Here is an 18,420-nt window from a genome sequence, read left to right on the forward strand (position 1 = left end):
GGAGCTGTTGACCGGGATGGTGATGCTTTGGCCGTTGGCGAGGCTGATAACCAGCGGAGTGCCGGTGACCGGAGCCGTGACGGAGGCGGTGTAGGTGACGACACCACCTTCCACTGCGCTCGAAGTTGCGGTCAGGGTGACGGTCGAAGTATCAATCGAATCCGTAACGGCGGTGACAGCCGCGGTCGGGCTGACTTCCAGGTGCTCGAAGTCACCACCAGTAGTCCCGGTGACAGTCACGCTGACGTTGCCGCCATCTACATAGACGGTGTTGGCAGGCGCTGCGAAGGTCACGCTGCCTTCGGAGAGGCCCTTGCCAATGGTGATCACTTCGCCATTACTGAGGGTGACCTTCATTTCGCTGCCGGCCGGATTGGTCAGGCGGGCGGTGTAAACGATATCGCCACCCTCCTGGACGGTACCCGTGGCGGACAGGGTCAGGCCAGTAGTGTCCAGGCGAGCCGGATCGTCTGTCACGACGGTGGTCGGGGTGCCGGCGGTTTCAAGCTTCTCGTAATTGCCACCGGTAACGCCGGTGATGCTATTGGTCAGCGGCGTGTTGGTGTTCAGCACGTTGTTCGGTGCAATGAAATCGACCGAACCGCTGGAGCTGTTGACCGGAATGGTGATCGACTGGCCGTTCGCCAAGGAGATGACCAGAGGCGTACCAGTAACTGGCGCGGTAACCGAGGCGGTGTAGGTGACGACACCGCCTTCAACAGCGCTGGCGGTGGCGGTCAGAGTAACGGTGCTGGTGTCGATCGAGTCGGTAACGGCAGTGATAGCCGCAGTCGGGCTGACTTCCAGATGTTCGAAGTCGCCGCCAGTGGTACCGGTGATGGTGACGCTGACGTTGCCGCCGTCTACGTACACAGTGTTCTGCGGTGCAGCGAACGTGACAGAGCCCTCGCTCAAGCCCTTGCCAATGGTGATCACTTCCCCGTTGCTGAGGGTGATCTTCATCTCGCTGCCCGCCGGGTTGGTCAGGCGAGCGGTATAGACGATGTCACCGCCTTCTTGAACGGTTCCGGTGGCGGACAGAGTCAGGCTAGTGGTGTCCAGGCGAGCCGGGTCGTCGGTCACGACGGTGGTCGGGGTACCGGCGGTTTCCAGCTTCTCGTAATTGCCGCCAGTGACGCCGGTGATGCTGTTGGTCAGCGGCGTATTGGTATTCAGCACGTTGTTCGGCGCAATGAAATCGACCGAGCCGCTGGAGCTGTTCACTGGGATAGTGATCGACTGGCCGTTAGCCAGACTGATGACCAGCGGAGTGCCGGTAACGGGTGCAGTGACGGAGGCGGTGTAGGTCACTACGCCGCCCTCAACAGCGCTGGCGGTAGCCGTCAAAGTCACGGTCGAAGTATCGATGCTGTCGGTAACTGCGGTCACTGCCGCGGTCGGGCTGACTTCCAGATGCTCGAAGTCGCCGCCGGTGGTACCCGTGACGGTGACGCTGACATTACTGCCATCTACATAAACGGTATTGGCTGGTGCCGCGAAGGTCACGCTGCCTTCCGACAGACCTTTGCCGATGGTAATGACCTCGCCATTACTCAGCGTGATCTTCATTTCACTGCCGGCCGGGTTGGTCAGGCGAGCGGTGTAGACGATGTCTCCACCTTCCTGGACGGTGCCGGTGGCCGACAGGGTCAGGCCAGTGGTGTCCAGTCGAGCGGGATCGTCGGTCACGACGGTGGTCGGCGTGCCGGCGGTTTCCAATTTCTCGTAATTGCCACCGGTGACGCCGGTGATGCTGTTGGTCAGTGGGGTGTTGGTGTTCAACACGTTGTTCGGGGCAATAAAGTCCACCGAACCGCTCGAAGCGTTGACCGGAATGGTGATCGACTGGCCGTTCGCCAAAGAGATGACCAGAGGCGTACCAGTGACTGGCGCGGTAACCGAGGCGGTGTAGGTGACGACACCGCCTTCCACTGCACTCGAAGTCGCGGTCAGGGTGACGGTCGACGTATCGATCGAATCCGTAACGGCAGTGACAGCCGGAGTCGGGCTGACTTCCAGATGCTCGAAGTCGCCGCCGGTAGTGCCTGTGACGGTGACGCTGACGTTGCCGCCATCCACATAGACGGTGTTGGCAGGCGCCGGGAAGGTCACGCTGCCTTCGGAGAGGCCCTTGCCTATGGTGATCACTTCGCCATTGCTGAGGGTGACCTTCATTTCGCTGCCGGCCGGATTGGTCAGGCGAGCGGTATAGACGATGTCGCCACCCTCCTGGACGGTGCCGGTGGCGGACAGGGTCAGGCCGGTAGTGTCGAGGCGGGCCGGATCGTCATTGACCACAGTGGTCGGAGTTCCGGCAGTGTCCAGCTTCTCGTAATTGCCACCAGTAACCCCCGTGATGCTGTTGGTCAGCGGCGTGTTGGTGTTCAGGACGTTGTTCGGCGCAATGAAATCCACCGAGCCACTCGAAGCGTTGACCGGGATGGTGATCGATTGACCATTGGCCAGGCTGATCACCAGCGGCGTGCCGGTAACCGGAGCCGTGACCGAGGCGGTATAGGTCACCACGCCGCCTTCGGTGACGCTCGGGGTCGCGGTCAGGGTGACAGTCGAGGTGTCGATGCTGTCGGTGATCGCCGTCACCGCCGCAGCCGGATTCACCGCCAGTTTTTCGAAGTCACCGCCGGTGGTGCCGGTCACGGTGACGCTGACATTGCCCGCATCCACATAAACGGTGTTCGCAGGCGCCGCGAAGGTCACGGTGCCCTGGGTCTGGCCCTGGGCAATGGTGATGGTCTCACCATTGCTCAGGCTGATCTTCATTTCGCTGCCGGCCGGGTTGCTCAGGGTCGCGGTGTAGACGATCTGCCCGCCTTCGGCGACGGAACCGGTGGCGCCCAGGGTCAGGGTGGTGGTGTCCAGGCGCGCCGGGTCATCGGTGACGGTAGTGGTGGTCGTGCCGGTACCGGCGACCAGGCTCTCGTAGTTGCCGCCACTGACGCCGGTGATGCTGTTGGTCAGCGGTGCGTTGGTGGCCAGCACGTTGTCCGGCGCGGTGAAATTGACCGAGCCGGAGGTCTGGCCCACCGCGATGGTGATGCTCTGGCCGTTGGCCAGGTTGACGATTACCGGCGTGCCGGTCACCGGAGCGCCGACTGAGGCGGTGTAGGTCACCACGCCGCCTTCGGGCACGCTCGGGCTGGCGCTGAGGGTCACGGTGGTGGTGTCGGTGGAGTCGGTAACAGTGGTGACCGCCGGAGCCGGACTGGCCGCCAGGTTCTCGAAGTTGCCACCGGACACGCCGGTGATGGTGGTGCTGATCGGCGCCGCACCGTTGTAGACGTCGTTTGGTGCAGTGAACTGCACGCTACCGCTGGTGCCGCCGACCGGGATGGTAATGCTCTGGCCGTTGGACAGGCTGACGATCACCGGGGCGCCGGTCACTGGCGAGGTCACGCTGGCGGTATAGGTAATCACACCGTTTTCGGCAACGCTCGGACTGGCGCCGAGGCTGACGGTGGTGGTGTCGGTGGAGTCTGTGACAGTGGTCACGGCCGGAGCTGGATTGGCCGCCAAATTCTCGAAGTTGCCGCCGGACACGCCGGTGATGGTGGTGCTGACCGGCGCCGCGCCGTTATAGACATCGTTCGGCGCGGTGAACTGCACGCTGCCGCTGGTGCCGCCGAACGGGATAGTGATGCTCTGTCCGTTGGACAGTGTGACTATGACCGGTGCACCGGTCACCGGCGAGGTCACGCTGGCGGTGTAGGTGATCACGCCGTTTTCGGCAACGCTCGGGCTGGCGCCGAGGCTGACGGTGGTGGTGTCGGTGGAGTCTGTGACAGTGGTGACCGCCGGAGCCGGATTGGCCGCCAGGTTCTCGAAGTTGCCACCGGAAACGCCGGTGATGGTGGTGCTGATCGGCGCCGCACCGTTATAAACATCGTTCGGTGCAGTGAACTGCACGCTGCCGCTGGTACCACCGACCGGAATGGTAATGCTCTGACCATTGGACAGGCTGACGATCACTGGGGCGCCGGTCACTGGCGAGGTGACGCTGGCGGTATAGGTAATCACGCCGTTCTCGGCAACGCTTGGGCTGGCGCCGAGGCTGACGGTGGTGGTGTCGGTGGAATCGGTAACAGTGGTGACCGCCGGAGCCGGATTGGCCGCCAGGTTCTCGAAGTTGCCACCGGAAACGCCGGTGATGGTGGTGCTGATCGGCGCCGCGCCGTTGTAGACGTCGTTAGGCGCAGTGAACTGCACGCTGCCGCTGGTGCCGCCGACCGGGATGGTGATGCTCTGGCCGTTGGACAGGGTGACGATGACCGGGGCGCCGGTCACTGGCGAGGTGACGCTGGCGGTGTAGGTAATCACACCGTTCTCGGCAACGCTTGGGCTGGCGCCGAGGCTGACGGTGGTGGTGTCGGTGGAGTCGGTAACAGTGGTGACCGCCGGAGCCGGATTGGCCGCCAGGTTCTCGAAGTTGCCACCGGAAACGCCGGTGATGGTGGTGCTGATCGGCGCCGCGCCGTTGTAGACATCGTTAGGCGCAGTGAACTGCACGCTGCCGCTGGTGCCGCCGACCGGGATGGTGATGCTCTGGCCGTTGGACAGGTTGACGATGACCGGGGCACCGGTCACCGGCGAGGTGACGCTGGCGGTGTAGGTGATCACGCCATTTTCAGCAACGCTCGGGCTGGCGCCGAGGCTGACGGTAGTGGTGTCGATCGAGTCGTTGATGACGGTGACGGCCGGCGTGGTATTCGGCACCAGGTTCTCGAAGTTGCCGCCCGTCGCTCCGGTGATGGTCACGCTGACGGTGCTGCCGTTGGCGTAGACGTCATTGGCCGGGGTCTGCACCTGTACGCTGCCGCTGGATTCGCCTGCGGCGATGCTGATCACCGCGCCGTTGGACAGGGTGATGGTCACCGGCGTCTGTGCCGGGTTGTTCAGGCTGGCGGTGTAGGTGATCGCGCCGCCTTCGGTCACGCTGCTGCCAGCGGTCAGGCTGGCAGTGGTGGTATCCAGGGTGTCGGTGATGGTGGTGACCGCCGGCGCAGTGCTCGGCGTGATGTTCAGGCCATCGCCGCCGCTGGTACCGGTGATGGTGACGGCAATCTGGCGGTTGTCGAGGTAGACGTTGTCGCTGGCAGGAACCGCGACGCTGAGGCTGCCCGTCAATTGCCCGGCGGCGATGACGATGACCTGGCCGTTGGACAGGGTGACGCGGGTTTCGCTGGTCGCAGCCTGGGACAGGGTAGCGGTATAGACCACCGAACCACCCGCTTCGGAGACGTTTGGCGTCGCGCTCAGGGCCAGGCCGCTGTCTACCAGGACGGTCGCCAGCTGCTGGTTGACCGTCTGGTCTGTCGCTCCGGTGAGCTGGTCATTCAAGTTGCCGGCAAAGGTGAGGCCTTCCGTCTGATAACCGATTACCGGCGCCACGGAACCGGCGACTTCCTCCAGCATGACCACGCTGTGGCCGCCACCTGGCGCGCTACTGCCTTCCGATTGCGGGCCGGCCGCGGTCGCTTCAAGGTCCTTGGTCGGGTCGGCACCGGCGGCGATGGCCTGTTGCAGTTCCTCCACCGATGGCGCGGCCTGGGCGGTAGCCTGCGCAAGGTCACTGCTGGAGGCAGGAGCGTCGGCGCTCCACTGTGTTTCACGGCCCAGATCGAGGGTTCGACCGTCCGTCAGTTCGAGGGTCACGGCACCGGCCTGCCCCGTCAAAACCTGGTCGCCCGCGAACAGTCGGTCGCCTTCGATAAGTACACGTTGGATCCCGTCCTGGGAAACGGCGATAACCTGGCCAACAACACGTTTGACGATGGCGACAACACTGCTCATGACACTCTCCGAACTAACCGTTCAATGTGGCTTCCTTACGCGATAGGGCTGGTGTTTGCCGCGATCTGCTTGGAATGTTTCGCAAGACACTACTGATTTGCTTTATGTCAATTTTATGGCTGATTCGGGGTCTTTATTTCTTTTCGTCAAAGTATTGACCCGGGTGTCGCCATCCTAAACAATCGTTTCCTTAATGTCACATTGATATTTCACTAGGTGAAGCCCCCATGATCTGTGACAGGGTTCTCACTCGGAAATTTCCGACACGCGGCTTCCTGTATAGCCATTTTTCGCCGATTTGCCACGTTTCGCTCTGTTGTGGGACCTGCCGTCCCTAGGGAAGAAAAACCTCATGCGTCGCCCCTTGCTCAGCGCCTTGCCCCTCGCTTTCTTTGCCTCTTTCACTACTGCACAAACCTTTGCACAAACCTTGCCGCAGGCCATGCAACAAGCCCTTGAAGCCCACCCGGAGGTACAGGCGGGGATCAACGGTCGCCTGGCCGCCGATCAACAGGTGCGCATTGCCCAAGGTGGCTACCTGCCCAAGGTCGATGTGCTGGCCGGCTACGGCCGGGAAAACACCGACAGCCCGAGCACCCGCGCCGCCGCTGGCAGCTCGGAAACCCTGAACCGCGGCGAGTCCAGCCTGCGCGTGCGGCAGATGGTGTTCGACGGTTTTGCGACGTCAAACGAAGTGGGGCGTCAACAAGCCACCGCCAATGCCCGGGCGTATGCCTTGCTCAACACCTCCGAGCGCACCGCCCTGGAAACCGCCAAGGTGTATATCGAAGTCCTGACCCGCCGGCAGATGGTGCGCCTGGCCGAGGACAACCTGCGCAGCCACGAGCGCATCTTCGACCAGATCCAGTTGCGTACCGCCCGCGGCATCGGGCGCATGGCCGATATGGACCAGGCCGAAGCGCGCCTGGCGTCGGCAAGGAACAACCTGCTGACGGAACAAACCAACCTCGCCGATGCACAAACCAATTACCTGAGTGTCGTTGGCCAACTGCCCGATGAATTGAGCCCTCCCGAGCCTTTCATCGATCTGCTGCCGGCGACCCTGGATGAGGCCCGCCAGCAAATGGTCGAAAGCAACCCGGCCCTGCGCTCGGCGGAAGCGGATATCGCTGCGGCAGACAAGCAGTACGACACGGCGAAATCCAGGTTCTACCCGCGCTTCGACGCCGAGCTGGAACGCAGTGCGAACAACGACGTCGACGGTGTGAGCGGGCATAACAACGAGTGGCAAGCCATGTTGCGCATGAGCTTCAACCTGTACGACGGCGGCAGCGACAAGGCCGACCTGGAATCCAAGGCCTACCAGGCCAGCCAGGCGCTGGATATTCGCAACAACGCCTTGCGCCAGCTCAACGAGGAGTTAGGCTTGGCATGGAATGCTATGCGCAACGCCGAAGCGCAGGTGCCGATCGCCCAGCAATATGTCGATCACAGCAGCAAGGTACGCTCCGCCTACCAGAGTCAGTTCAGCCTGGGCGAGCGATCGTTGCTCGACCTGCTCGACAGCGAGAACGAACTGTTCACCGCACAGCGTCGGCTGGCCGAAGTGAAGAGCGTGCAGTTGTTTACTCAGTATCGGATCAAGGCGACCATTGGTCAGTTGCTCAGGAGCCAGGGTGTCGTCGCGCCGATGGCGACGGTCGTACACAACGATCTGAAGCCGAGGGTCAACCTGCCCGGGCTGAACTGATTAGCCAGTAGTCCTTACCAGCCAGCAAGGAAGTCCGCGTGGATTCATTTGTCAGCAGAAACCTCACCCATGATCCGCGAAGCCTGCACGACGATCCGTTGCTGGACAGCCTGCTGTCGCTTTGCGTGTTGCACCAGAAGCCGGCCAGCCGGGCCATGCTCACCACCGGCCTGCCGCTGCCGGCCCAGCGCCTAAGCCCCGAGCTGCTTGCGCGGGCCGCTGCGCGGGCGGGGCTGCAGGGGCGCCTGTTGCAGCGCAAGCTGGAGCACATTCCGTCCATCGCCATGCCCACCATGCTCCTGCTCAAGGGCGGGCGCAGTACGGTGCTGCTGGGGTGGGAAAATGAAAACACCGCACGCTTGCTGCTCAGCGAAAGCGACGGCGGCGAGGTGCACGTCAGCCGCGAAGCGCTGGAAGCCGACTACACCGGCCGGGTGTTCTTCGCCCAGCCGCAGCACAAGTTCGACGTCAACCACGGCAACCTGATTCCTCGCGCCCGCTCCTGGTTCCGCGACACCCTCAAGCGCTCGCGCTGGCTCTACGCCGATGCCATCGCCGCCAGCCTGATCATCAACATCATCGCCATGGCCGCGCCGCTGTTCGTGATGAACGTCTACGACCGCGTGGTGCCGAACCAGGCCACCTCGACCCTGTGGGTGCTGGCCATCGGCATCACCGGAGCGTACATCTTCGACCTGATCCTCAAGGGCTTGCGCAGCCTGTGTCTTGACCTTGCGGGGAAAAAGACCGACCTGATCATCTCCGCCACGCTGTTCGAGCGCATTGTCGGCATGTCGATGAAGTATCGCCCGGCGCGGGTCGGCAGCTTTGCGCAGAACATCCACGAGTTCCAGGGCCTGCGTGACTTCCTCGCCTCGCTGACCCTGGCCAGCCTGATCGACCTGCCGTTCACCCTGTTGATCCTGATGGTGATCGGCATCATCGGCGGGCATCTGGTATGGATCCCGGTAGTGGCCTTCCCGCTGGCGCTGGGTATCGGCTACGCCTTGCAAAAGCCCCTGACCGCCACCCTGGAACGCACCATGGCCCTCGGCTCGGAGCGCCAGTCGAGCCTGATCGAGACCCTGGCCGGGCTCGACGCGGTGAAGGTCAACAACGCCGAAAGCGAACGCCAGTACATGTGGGAGCAGACCATCGGCACCCTCAGCCGCCTGGAATTGCGCGTGAAAGTGCTTTCCGGCCTGGCGATGAACATCACCCTGCTGATCCAGCAGATGGCCGGCGTTACCCTGATCTGTTTCGGTGTCTACCAGATCATGGCCGGCAACCTCAGCATGGGCGGCCTGATCGCCTGCTACATGCTCAGCGGCCGCGCCCTGGCGCCATTGGGCCAGTTGGCCGGTCTGCTGACCCGCTACCAGCAGGCCAAGGTGACCATGGTCTCGACCGACCAGATGATGGAACTGCCCCAGGAGCGCAATTTCGAAGAGCGCCCGTTGAGCCGCCAGGTCATCCAGGGCGCCCTGGAGTTCCGCGGTGTCGACTTCACCTATCCGAACCAGCAGAACGCCGCGCTGAAGAACATCAACCTGGCGATCCGCCCGGGCGAGAAGGTCGGCATCATCGGCCGCAGCGGCTCGGGCAAGAGCTCGCTGGCCAAGCTGGTGGTCGGCCTGTACGAAGCCGATGCCGGCTCGTTGCTGGTCGATGGCGTGGACATTCGCCAGATCGACGTCAGCGAACTGCGCCATAACCTCGGCTACGTGCCCCAGGACATCCAGCTGCTCGCCGGCACCCTGCGCGACAACCTCGTCAGCGGTGCTCGCTACGTCGAGGACGAGATGGTCCTGCAGGCCGCCGAACTGGCCGGCGTCCACGAATTTGCCCGCCTGCATCCGCAAGGCTACGAGCTCCAGGTCGGCGAGCGCGGCCAGAACCTGTCCGGCGGCCAGCGGCAGAACGTGGCCCTGGCCCGCGCGCTGTTGCTCAACCCGCAGATCCTGTTGCTCGACGAGCCCACCGCGGCCATGGACAACACCGGTGAAGAGCGCCTCAAGCAGCGCTTGCAGGCGGTGATCGAGAACAAGACCGTGGTACTGGTGACCCACCGTGCCTCGTTGCTGTCGCTGGTCGACCGCCTGATCGTCATCGACCGCGGCCAGATCGTTGCCGATGGTCCGAAGGCGGCCGTCATGGATGCGCTGAAGAAGGGGCAGATCAGTGTTGCTTAAGTCTGGAGCGGGACGTTTCAAGGACACCCTGCGCGGCTACTTCAAGGGCTCGCAATCCTTTGGCGGCGAGCCGCTGCCGGAGGTCAACAAGGCGCTGGTGGAAGACGCCCCGCGCATCGTGCGGTTGACCATCTGGGGCATCATCTGCTTCTTCCTGTTCCTGGTGCTGTGGGCCAACTTCGCGGTGCTCGACGAAGTCACCCGCGGTGACGGCAAGGCGATTCCGTCGTCCAAGCTGCAGAAGATCCAGAACCTGGAGGGCGGTATCGTCTCCGAGATCTTTGCTCGCGAAGGCGAGGTGGTCGAAGCCGGGGCGCCGCTGCTGCGCCTGGACGCGACCCGCTTCGTCTCCAACGTCGGCGAAACCGAGGCCGACCGAGTGGGCCTGGCCTTGCGGGTCGAGCGCCTGAGCGCCGAGGTCGAGGACCGGCCGCTGAACATCGATGCCGAGCTGCGCAAGGCCGCACCGAGCCAGGCGGCCAACGAAGAATCCCTGTACCAGAGCCGTCGCCAGCAATTGCAGGACGAAATCGGCGGGCTCCAGGAGCAGTTGGTGCAGCGCCAGCAGGAGCTGCGCGAGTTTTCCTCCAAGCAGGCCCAGTACCGCAACAGCTTGAACCTGCTGCGCCAGGAAATCGGCATGTCCGAGCCGCTGGTCGCGCAGGGGGCGGTGTCACCGGTGGAGGTGCTGCGCCTCAAGCGTGCCGAAGTGGAAAACCGCGGGCAGCTCGACGCCACCACCCTGGCGATTCCGCGCGCCGAATCGGCGGTCAAGGAGGTCGAGCGCAAGATCGACGAAACCCGTGGCAAATTCCGCAGCGACGCGCTGACCCAGCTCAACGAAGCCCGCACCGACTTAAACAAAACCGAAGCCACCGGCAAGGCCCTTGAAGACCGGGTCAGCCGCACCCTGGTCACCTCGCCGGTGCGCGGGATCGTCAAGCAGGTGCTGGTCAACACCATTGGTGGCGTGATCCAGCCCGGCAGCGACCTGGTGGAGATCGTCCCGCTGGACGACACCCTGCTGGTCGAAGCGCGGATCCGCCCGCAGGACATTGCCTTCCTGCACCCGGGGCAGGAGGCCATGGTCAAGTTCACCGCCTATGACTTCACCATCTACGGCGGGCTCAAGGCCAAACTGGAGCAGATCGGTGCGGACACCATCACCGATGAAGAGGGCAACACCTTCTACCTGATCAAGTTGCGCACCGACCGCAGCCATCTGGGCACGGACGAAAAGCCGCTGCTGATCATTCCGGGGATGGTGGCGTCGGTGGATATCATCACTGGCAAGAAGAGCGTGCTGAGCTACCTGCTCAAACCCATCATCCGCGCCCGGGCCGAGGCCTTGCGCGAACGCTGAGGGCCTCATCGCTGGCAAGCCAGCTCCCACAGGGACCGGGTGCACCGCTGGACCTGTGGGAGCTGGCTTGCCAGCGATAGGGCCCTAACAGGCAACCCAAAGCTCCCGGATATGAAAAAGCCCGCCGCCACATCACTGTGGCCGCGGGCTTTTTACATCCGGGCCGGGAAAGCCTCGGTCAGAGGAAGGTGACCTGGCCACCTTCCAGCGATTTGACCCGGGCCAGCGATTCGACGCGGTAGCCCTGGCTGTCCAGTTCGGCACGGCCGCCCTGGAACGACTTCTCGATGACGATGCCCAGGCCGGCAACGGTGGCACCGGCCTGCTTGATGATCGAGATCAGCGCCTGGGACGCCTTGCCGTTGGCCAGGAAGTCATCGATCACCAGCACGCGGTCGCTGCTGTTCAGGTGGCGCGGGGAGATGGCCACGGTGTTCTCGGTCTGCTTGGTGAAGGAGTACACCGACGCGGTCAGCAGGTTTTCCGTCAGGGTCAGGGACTGGTGCTTGCGTGCGAAGATCACCGGAACGCCCAGTTTCAGGCCGGTCATCACCGCCGGGGCAATGCCCGAGGCTTCGATGGTGACGATCTTGGTCACGCCGGAATCGGCGAACAGGCGGGCGAATTCGTCGCCGATCAGTGCCATCAGTGCTGGATCGATCTGATGGTTGAGAAATGCATCGACTTTCAGGACCTGATCGGAAAGCACGATGCCTTCTTCGCGAATCTTCTGGTGCAGTGCTTCCACTGGTGTTTCCTCGGATGTAAGCAAAAGGCCCCGGCATGGGCCAGGGCGATTGAAAGGGTTGATTATCTACCGTTTGAGCATGGCGCGGATATCGGCAAGTGCCGTATTGCCCCGTGCCGCCTTGACCTCGACCGGTGCGTCGTCCAGGCCTTCCCAGGCCAGGTCGTCCGGCGGCAGCTCATCCAGGAAGCGGCTCGGCGAACAATCGATGATTTCACCATACTGCTTGCGCTTGGCGGCGAAGGTGAAGGCCAGGGTCTGGCGGGCCCGGGTAATGCCGACGTACGCCAGGCGGCGCTCTTCCTCGATGGTGTCGGCCTCGATGCTGGAGCGGTGCGGAAGGATTTCTTCCTCCATGCCCATGATGAACACGTAGGGGAACTCCAGGCCCTTGGAGGCATGCAAGGTCATCATCTGCACGCCCTCGGCGCCTTCTTCCTCTTCCTGCTGACGCTCCAGCATATCGCGCAGCACCAGCTTGCCAATGGCGTCCTCGATGGTCATGTCGCCATCCTCGTCCTTCTCCAGCGTGCTTTTCAGCGCATCGATCAGGAACCAGACGTTGCCCATGCGGAAGTCCGCGGCCTTGTCGCTGGAACTGTTGCTGCGAATCCAGTTTTCGTAATCGATGTCCATCACCATGCTTCGCAGCGCGGCGATTGGATCTTCCAGGGCCACCTGCTCGCGCACCTTGTCCATCCAGGTCTTGAAGCGGTGCAGGCGGTCGGTGAAGCGGGCGTCAAGATGCTCGCGCAGGCCCAGTTCCTCGCTGGCGGCGTACATCGAGATCTTGCGCTCGGTGGCATAGTTGCCGAGTTTTTCCAGGGTGGTGGAGCCGATTTCCCGGCGCGGCACATTGATGACCCGTAGGTAGGCGTTGTCGTCGTCCGGGTTTACCAACAGACGGAAGTAGGCCATCAGGTCCTTCACTTCCTGGCGGCCGAAGAAGCTGTTGCCGCCTGACAGGCGATACGGCACCTGGTGGTGCTGCAGTTTCAGCTCGATCAGCTTGGCCTGGTAGTTGCCGCGGTAAAGGATGGCGAAATCGCTATAGGGCCGGTCGGTGCGCAGGTGCAGGCTGAGGATCTCCATGGCCACGCGCTCGGCCTCGGCCTCCTCGTTCTTGCAGCGGATCACGCGGATCTCGTCGCCATGCCCCATCTCGCTCCACAGTTGCTTCTCGAAGGCGTGCGGGTTGTTCGAGATCAGGACGTTGGCGCAGCGCAGGATGCGGCTGGTGGAGCGATAGTTCTGCTCCAGCATGACCACCTTCAGCGACGGGTAGTCCTCTTTCAGCAGCATCAGGTTTTCCGGGCGCGCGCCGCGCCAGGCGTAGATCGACTGGTCGTCGTCGCCCACTACGGTGAACTGGTTGCGCGTGCCGATCAGCATCTTCACCAGCAGGTACTGGCTGGCGTTGGTGTCCTGGTATTCGTCCACCAGCAGGTAGCGCACGCGGTTCTGCCACTTTTCCAGGATGTCCTGGTGTTCCTCGAACAGTTTCACCGGCAGCAGGATCAGGTCATCGAAGTCCACCGCGTTGAACGCCTTGAGCGTGCGCTGGTAATGGGCATAGACGATGGCGGCGGTCTGTTCCTTGGGGTTGCGCGCCTTTTCCAGGGCCTCGGGGGGCAGGATCAGGTCGTTCTTCCAGGCGCCGATCATGTTCTTGATCTCGTCGACGCCGTCATCCCCGGAGTATTCCTTCTGCATGATGTCGGTCATCAACGCCTTCACGTCGGTTTCGTCGAAGATCGAGAAACCGGGCTTGTAGCCCAGGCGCACGTGTTCCTTGCGGATGATGTTGAGACCGAGGTTATGGAAGGTGGACACTGTCAGGCCGCGGCCCTCGCCCTTGCGCAGCAGGGTGCCGACCCGCTCCTTCATTTCCCGCGCGGCCTTGTTGGTGAAGGTCATGGCCACGATGTACTGGGCGCGGATCCCGCAGTTCTGGATCAGGTGGGCGATCTTGCGGGTGATCACGCTGGTCTTGCCGGAGCCTGCGCCGGCGAGTACCAGGAGCGGGCCGCCGACATAGTTCACGGCTTCTTGCTGCCGGGGATTGAGTCGGGACATGACGAAAACCGGGGGTGGCTGAAAAATAGCCGCGCAGTTTAACAGGGCTTCGCCGTGATGGCGCGACCGTCTGACAGTGTGATGCAGCACAATATCTAAATTTGCCGGCTCTGCTACTTTCCATCAGGATGCACCCCCGAATGGATGGATTTACCGGGGTAGTGCGGACTGCTGATTGAAAATCATTTACATTCAAGCAGCGCTCGCCAATGATCCGCCCGTTACCCGACTGCGTTCGCGTACTGCCAACTAAGGAGAGAGCTTGTCTACGCCTGCCGAACCGTTGCGTTTGCTGCTGCTGGCCGAAGAGCCCGAGTGGGCTGCTGCCCTCGGCGAGGCTTTGTCGCCGCTGGCGGGCACCGCGGTATTGCTGACGGCGCCGAGCTGGGAGTCGGTGGACAGCCTGTTCGCCCGCGACCGCAACGCAGTGGTTCTGACCACGCCGGGCCGCCAGCCCGCGCCAGGGCGTTGTGATCTGCCGATGGTATTGCTGCTGGACCTGGAGCCGGCCAAGGCTCCGCCGGGCGTCAGCGACTGGCTGGTTCGCGGCCAACTGGGCAGCGACACCTTGCGCCGCTGCCTGCGCCATGTCCGCGAGCGGGGTGTGCTGGAAGCCACCTTGCAGCGCCTGGCCGAGGAAGACCCGCTGACCGGCATCGCCAACCGCCAGGGTTTCCAGACCCTGCTGACCGCGCGCCTGGCCGAGAACGAAGGGCGTGGCGTCGCCCTGGGCCACCTTGATCTCGACAACTTCCGCCATGCCAACGATGCCCTTGGGCACCAGGGCGGCGATCGCCTGATCCTGCAGGTGGTCGGCCGGCTCAAGAGCCAGCTGGAAGCCGGCGACCGTGTGGCGCGCCTGGGCAGCGACGAGTTCGCCCTGCTGATCGATACCCGTCGTGAACCGCAGCGCGCCGAGCGCGTGGCCGAGCGGATCGTCGAGGCGCTGGCCGAGCCTTACTGGATCGACGGCGAGAGCCTGTTGATCGGTTGCAGCCTCGGCGTGGCCCACGCCCGTGCCCAGGCCGGTGCCGACCCGCTGATGTGGCATGCGCATATCGCCATGCAGCAGGCCAAGGGCGTGCATGGTTGTACCTACCACATCTTCGACGAGCGGATTAACCGCAACGCCCGCAGCCTCGCCGATCTCGAAGGCGAGCTGCGCCGTGCCCTGCGCCGTGACGAACTGGAGCTGCACTACCAGCCACGCCTGGACCTGGAAGAAGGCCGTATCGTCGGGCTCGAAGCCCTGGTGCGCTGGCGCCATGCCGAACGCGGGCTGTTGCCGCCCAGCGAATTCGTGCCGCTGGCCGAGCAGAGCGGGCTTATCGTGCCCCTGGGTTACTGGGTGATTTCCCGGGCCCTGCGCGATATGCAGATTCTCCGCGAGCGCGGGCTGACGCCGCTGCACATGGCAGTGAACCTGTCGTTCCGCCAGTTCCAGGACAGCCAGTTGCTGGCAACCTTGAGCCGCCTGATCGTCCAGCATGGTGTCGATGCGCGCTGGCTGGAATTCGAACTGACCGAAACGGCGGTAATGCGCCGCAATGACCTGGTCAAGCAGACCATGGACGCGCTGGGACGGCTGGGCGTGCGCTTCTCGCTGGATGACTTCGGTACGGGCTTCTCGTCCTTCGTTCACCTCAACAGCCTGCCGATCGCCTTGCTCAAGGTGGATCGCAGCTTCGTCGGCGGCATGGAAGGCCGGGAAGAAAACCGCAAGCTGGTGCACGCCATGATCAACCTGGCGCACAACCTTCATCTGGAGGTGGTTGCCGAGGGTGTCGAGACCGAGGAGCAACTGGACCTGCTGCGCAGCTTCGGCTGTGACCAGGTGCAGGGCTACCTGATCAGCAAGCCGCTGGCGATCGAGCCGCTGGTGGAGTTCCTGCTGCTGAATGCCGCGCAAAGGCCGGTTGCTTTGTAAATCCTGAGGGCCTCATCGCTGGCAAGCCAGCCCCCACAGCTTATGCGATCCCTGTGGGAGCTGGCTTGCCAGCGATAGAGCCCTGAAGAACAAAGCCCATCTCAGGGCCGAACCGGCACCCCCAGCCCCACCCCACCCATCATCCGCTTCATCCGCCACTCGAACGCCAGCGTCAGGCTCACCGCCGCAAACGCCAGCCCCAGGGCCAGCCCCCACCACACCCCGACCGCGCCCATCTGCAACGGAAACGCCATCACCCAGGCCGCCGGCGCGCCGATCAGCCAGTAGCAGCACAGGCCCACCAGGAAGGTGGTCTTGGCATCCTTCAATCCGCGGATCGAGCCCATGGCTACCGTCTGGATCCCGTCGAACAGCTCGAACCACGCCGCCACCATCAACAGGCTCACCGCCAGCTGCACCACCCCGGCAAACGCCGGATCCTCCAGGTCGAGGAACAACCCGACCAGCGCCTCGGGTTGCAGCCAGAACAGCACCGAGAACCCAAGCATCACCGCCGCGCCGAAGCCGATCCCGACCCGCCCGGCGTGCCGAGCGGCCAGCAGCCGGTCGGCGCCATAGTGCAGGCCGACGCGCATGGTCACCGCATAGGACAACCCCGCCGGAATCATGAACGCCGTGGACACGATCTGCAGCGCGATCTGGTGCGCCCCCAGTTCGGTACTGCCCATGGTGCCCATGCACAGCGCGGCAAAGGCGAACAGGCCGACTTCCACGGTATAGGTCCCGCCAATCGGCAGCCCCAGCCGCCACAGTTCACGCAGGGCGGGCATGGAAGGCCGCGCCAGGTGCCTGCGGATCGGGTAGGGCGCATAGGCCGGATGCCGGCGGATATACCAGGCCAGCGCCACCGCCATGCAGTTCGCGACCACCGCCGTGACCAGGCCGATGCCTACCAGCCCCAGCTTCGGCAGCCCGAACATTCCTTCGATCAGCGCGTAGTTGAGCAGGAAGTTGACCACCGTCCCGACCAGGCTGATCACCATCACGGGCGATGAACGTCCCAGCGCGCTGGTAAAGCCGCGCAGGGCCATGAAGGTCAGGTAGCCGGGCAGGGCGAAGGGCAGCAACAGCAGGAAATGACCGGCGTTCTCGACGTTGCCTGGCGTCTGCCCGAGCAGCAGCAGGACCGGCTCGAGGTTCCACAGCACCAGCGCCGCGACCACCGCCATGATCCAGCCCAGCCACAACCCGGCCTGGGTCAGGCGGGTGGCGCCCTCGGTGTCGCCGGCGCCATGGCGGATCGCGACCAGGGTGCCCACCGCCGCGATCACGCCCAGACAGAAGATCGACACGAACGAATAGCTGGCCGCGCCCAGCCCGCCGCCGGCCAGGGCCTCGGGGCTGATCCTGGCCATCATCAGGGTGTCGGTGAGCAGCATCAGCATATGCGCCAACTGCGAGGCAATCAGCGGCCCCGCCAGCCGCAGCAGTGCCTTGAGTTCATGGGTTGGCGCCGCCTGCATGGTCGGATTCCTTGAATGATGAAGGGACAAGCCGCTGATTCTCGGTGTTTGCGCGATTGTGCACAAAAGGATAAAAACGATCATTTGCATGAGTAAAACTCATGCGAAGATGCGTGCCCGAGGAGGTTCTTCATGTCCAGTCGCCTACCGCCGCTCTATGCCTTGCGCGCTTTCGAGGCTGCCGCGCGGCACAGTTCCTTCACCCGCGCCGCCGATGAGTTGAACATCACCCAGAGCGCGGTCAGCCGGCATATCCGCACCCTGGAGGAGCATTTCGCCTGCCGCCTGTTCATTCGCAATGGCCGCAGCCTGCAACTGAGCGAGGCGGCGCGTTTGCTGTTGCCCGGCGTGCGCGAAGGCTTCGGCGCCCTGGAGCGGGCCTGTAGCACACTGCGCAGCGAGGAAGGTGTGCTGCGCATGAAAGCACCTTCGACCTTGACCATGCGCTGGCTGCTGGCGCGGCTCAGCCGCTTCCGTCATCTGCAGCCGGGCAACGAGGTGCAACTGACCAGCGCCTGGATGGATGTGGATCACGTCGATTTCAACCAGGAGCCCTTCGACTGCGCCGTGTTGCTGGGCGACGGGCACTTTCCCCCGGACTGGGAGGTGAGCTGCCTGTTTTCCGAATGGCTGGTGCCGGTAGGCGCACCGGAACTGCTCAAGGACGGCCCTTGGGACGTGGAAAAGCTCGCCGCCTGCGAACTGCTGCATCCGACCCCGGACAAGCGCGACTGGCGCACCTGGCTGGCACGCATGGGCCTGACCGACGAGGTTTCGCTCAAGGGCGGGCAGGTGTTCGACACACTGGAACTGGGCATGATCGCCGCAGCCCGGGGCTACGGCGTGTCCATGGGCGATCTGCTGATGGTCGCCGAGGACGTGGCGCAAGGGCGGCTCAGCCTGCCCTGGCCGGCGGCGGTGGCCAGCGGGCTGGACTACTACCTGGTCTGGCCGCGCACCCGTCCGGGCGGCGAGCGTTTGCGCCGGCTCAGCGACTTCCTGCAGGGCGAAGCGCGGGCGATGCAGTTGCCAGATGTGGAAATGCTGCGGATAAATGCGGCTAACAGCGGCGAATGACCGTTTGCGCAAAATAACCGTGCTCAGCACTCAA

General features: G+C 63.6%; 9 protein-coding genes. 5 read left to right on the forward strand and 4 right to left on the reverse strand.

Going from position 1 to position 18,420, the window contains the following annotated elements; all coding sequences use genetic code 11:
- Positions 1–5,808: retention module-containing protein (locus tag N7650_RS13800; RefSeq protein WP_279898691.1), on the reverse strand; the 5,808-nt coding region annotated here is incomplete at its 3' end.
- 352 nt (positions 5,809–6,160) lie between these two features.
- On the opposite strand from N7650_RS13800, the gene N7650_RS13805 reads away from it, so the two are divergent.
- The 3 genes from N7650_RS13805 to N7650_RS13815 are packed head-to-tail and all read left to right on the forward strand — an operon-like array spanning position 6,161 to position 11,074.
- On the forward strand, positions 6,161–7,519 hold the full coding sequence (locus tag N7650_RS13805; protein WP_279898693.1) for a TolC family outer membrane protein: 1,359 nt from the start codon (positions 6,161–6,163) through the stop codon (positions 7,517–7,519).
- Positions 7,520–7,557: 38 nt separating this feature from the next.
- Positions 7,558–9,711, forward strand: a complete 2,154-nt coding sequence (locus tag N7650_RS13810) for a type I secretion system permease/ATPase (RefSeq protein ID WP_009405336.1) — start codon at positions 7,558–7,560, stop codon at positions 9,709–9,711.
- On the forward strand, positions 9,701–11,074 hold the full coding sequence (locus N7650_RS13815) for an HlyD family type I secretion periplasmic adaptor subunit (protein WP_064304358.1): 1,374 nt from the start codon (positions 9,701–9,703) through the stop codon (positions 11,072–11,074). The genes N7650_RS13810 and N7650_RS13815 overlap by 11 nt, the downstream gene beginning before the upstream one ends.
- A gap of 178 nt (positions 11,075–11,252) precedes the next feature.
- Here N7650_RS13815 and N7650_RS13820 read toward each other — a convergent pair whose 3' ends face one another.
- Both N7650_RS13820 and rep read right to left on the reverse strand, forming a co-directional pair.
- Positions 11,253–11,822 carry a xanthine phosphoribosyltransferase gene (locus N7650_RS13820; protein WP_009395836.1) on the reverse strand — a complete coding sequence of 190 codons (570 nt, stop codon included), beginning with the start codon at positions 11,820–11,822 and terminating at the stop codon, positions 11,253–11,255.
- Between the two features lie 66 nt (positions 11,823–11,888).
- On the reverse strand, positions 11,889–13,898 hold the full coding sequence (rep, locus tag N7650_RS13825; protein WP_009395835.1) for a DNA helicase Rep: 2,010 nt from the start codon (positions 13,896–13,898) through the stop codon (positions 11,889–11,891).
- Between the two features lie 262 nt (positions 13,899–14,160).
- On the opposite strand from rep, the gene N7650_RS13830 reads away from it, so the two are divergent.
- On the forward strand, positions 14,161–15,825 hold the full coding sequence (locus N7650_RS13830; RefSeq protein ID WP_009395834.1) for a bifunctional diguanylate cyclase/phosphodiesterase: 1,665 nt from the start codon (positions 14,161–14,163) through the stop codon (positions 15,823–15,825).
- A 101-nt stretch (positions 15,826–15,926) separates the two neighbouring features.
- On the opposite strand, the gene N7650_RS13835 is transcribed toward N7650_RS13830, so the two are convergent.
- Positions 15,927–17,309 carry a NorM family multidrug efflux MATE transporter gene (locus N7650_RS13835; RefSeq protein ID WP_009395833.1) on the reverse strand — a complete coding sequence of 461 codons (1,383 nt, stop codon included), beginning with the start codon at positions 17,307–17,309 and terminating at the stop codon, positions 15,927–15,929.
- A gap of 132 nt (positions 17,310–17,441) precedes the next feature.
- Between N7650_RS13835 and N7650_RS13840 the strand changes: the two genes are divergently transcribed.
- Positions 17,442–18,386: a LysR substrate-binding domain-containing protein gene (locus N7650_RS13840; RefSeq protein ID WP_009395831.1), complete on the forward strand. Its 945-nt coding sequence runs from the start codon at positions 17,442–17,444 to the stop codon at positions 18,384–18,386.
- Positions 18,387–18,420: the final 34 nt, after the last annotated feature.

Source organism: Pseudomonas sp. GD04058, assembly GCF_029836855.1.
Lineage (GTDB): Bacteria > Pseudomonadota > Gammaproteobacteria > Pseudomonadales > Pseudomonadaceae > Aquipseudomonas > Aquipseudomonas bharatica.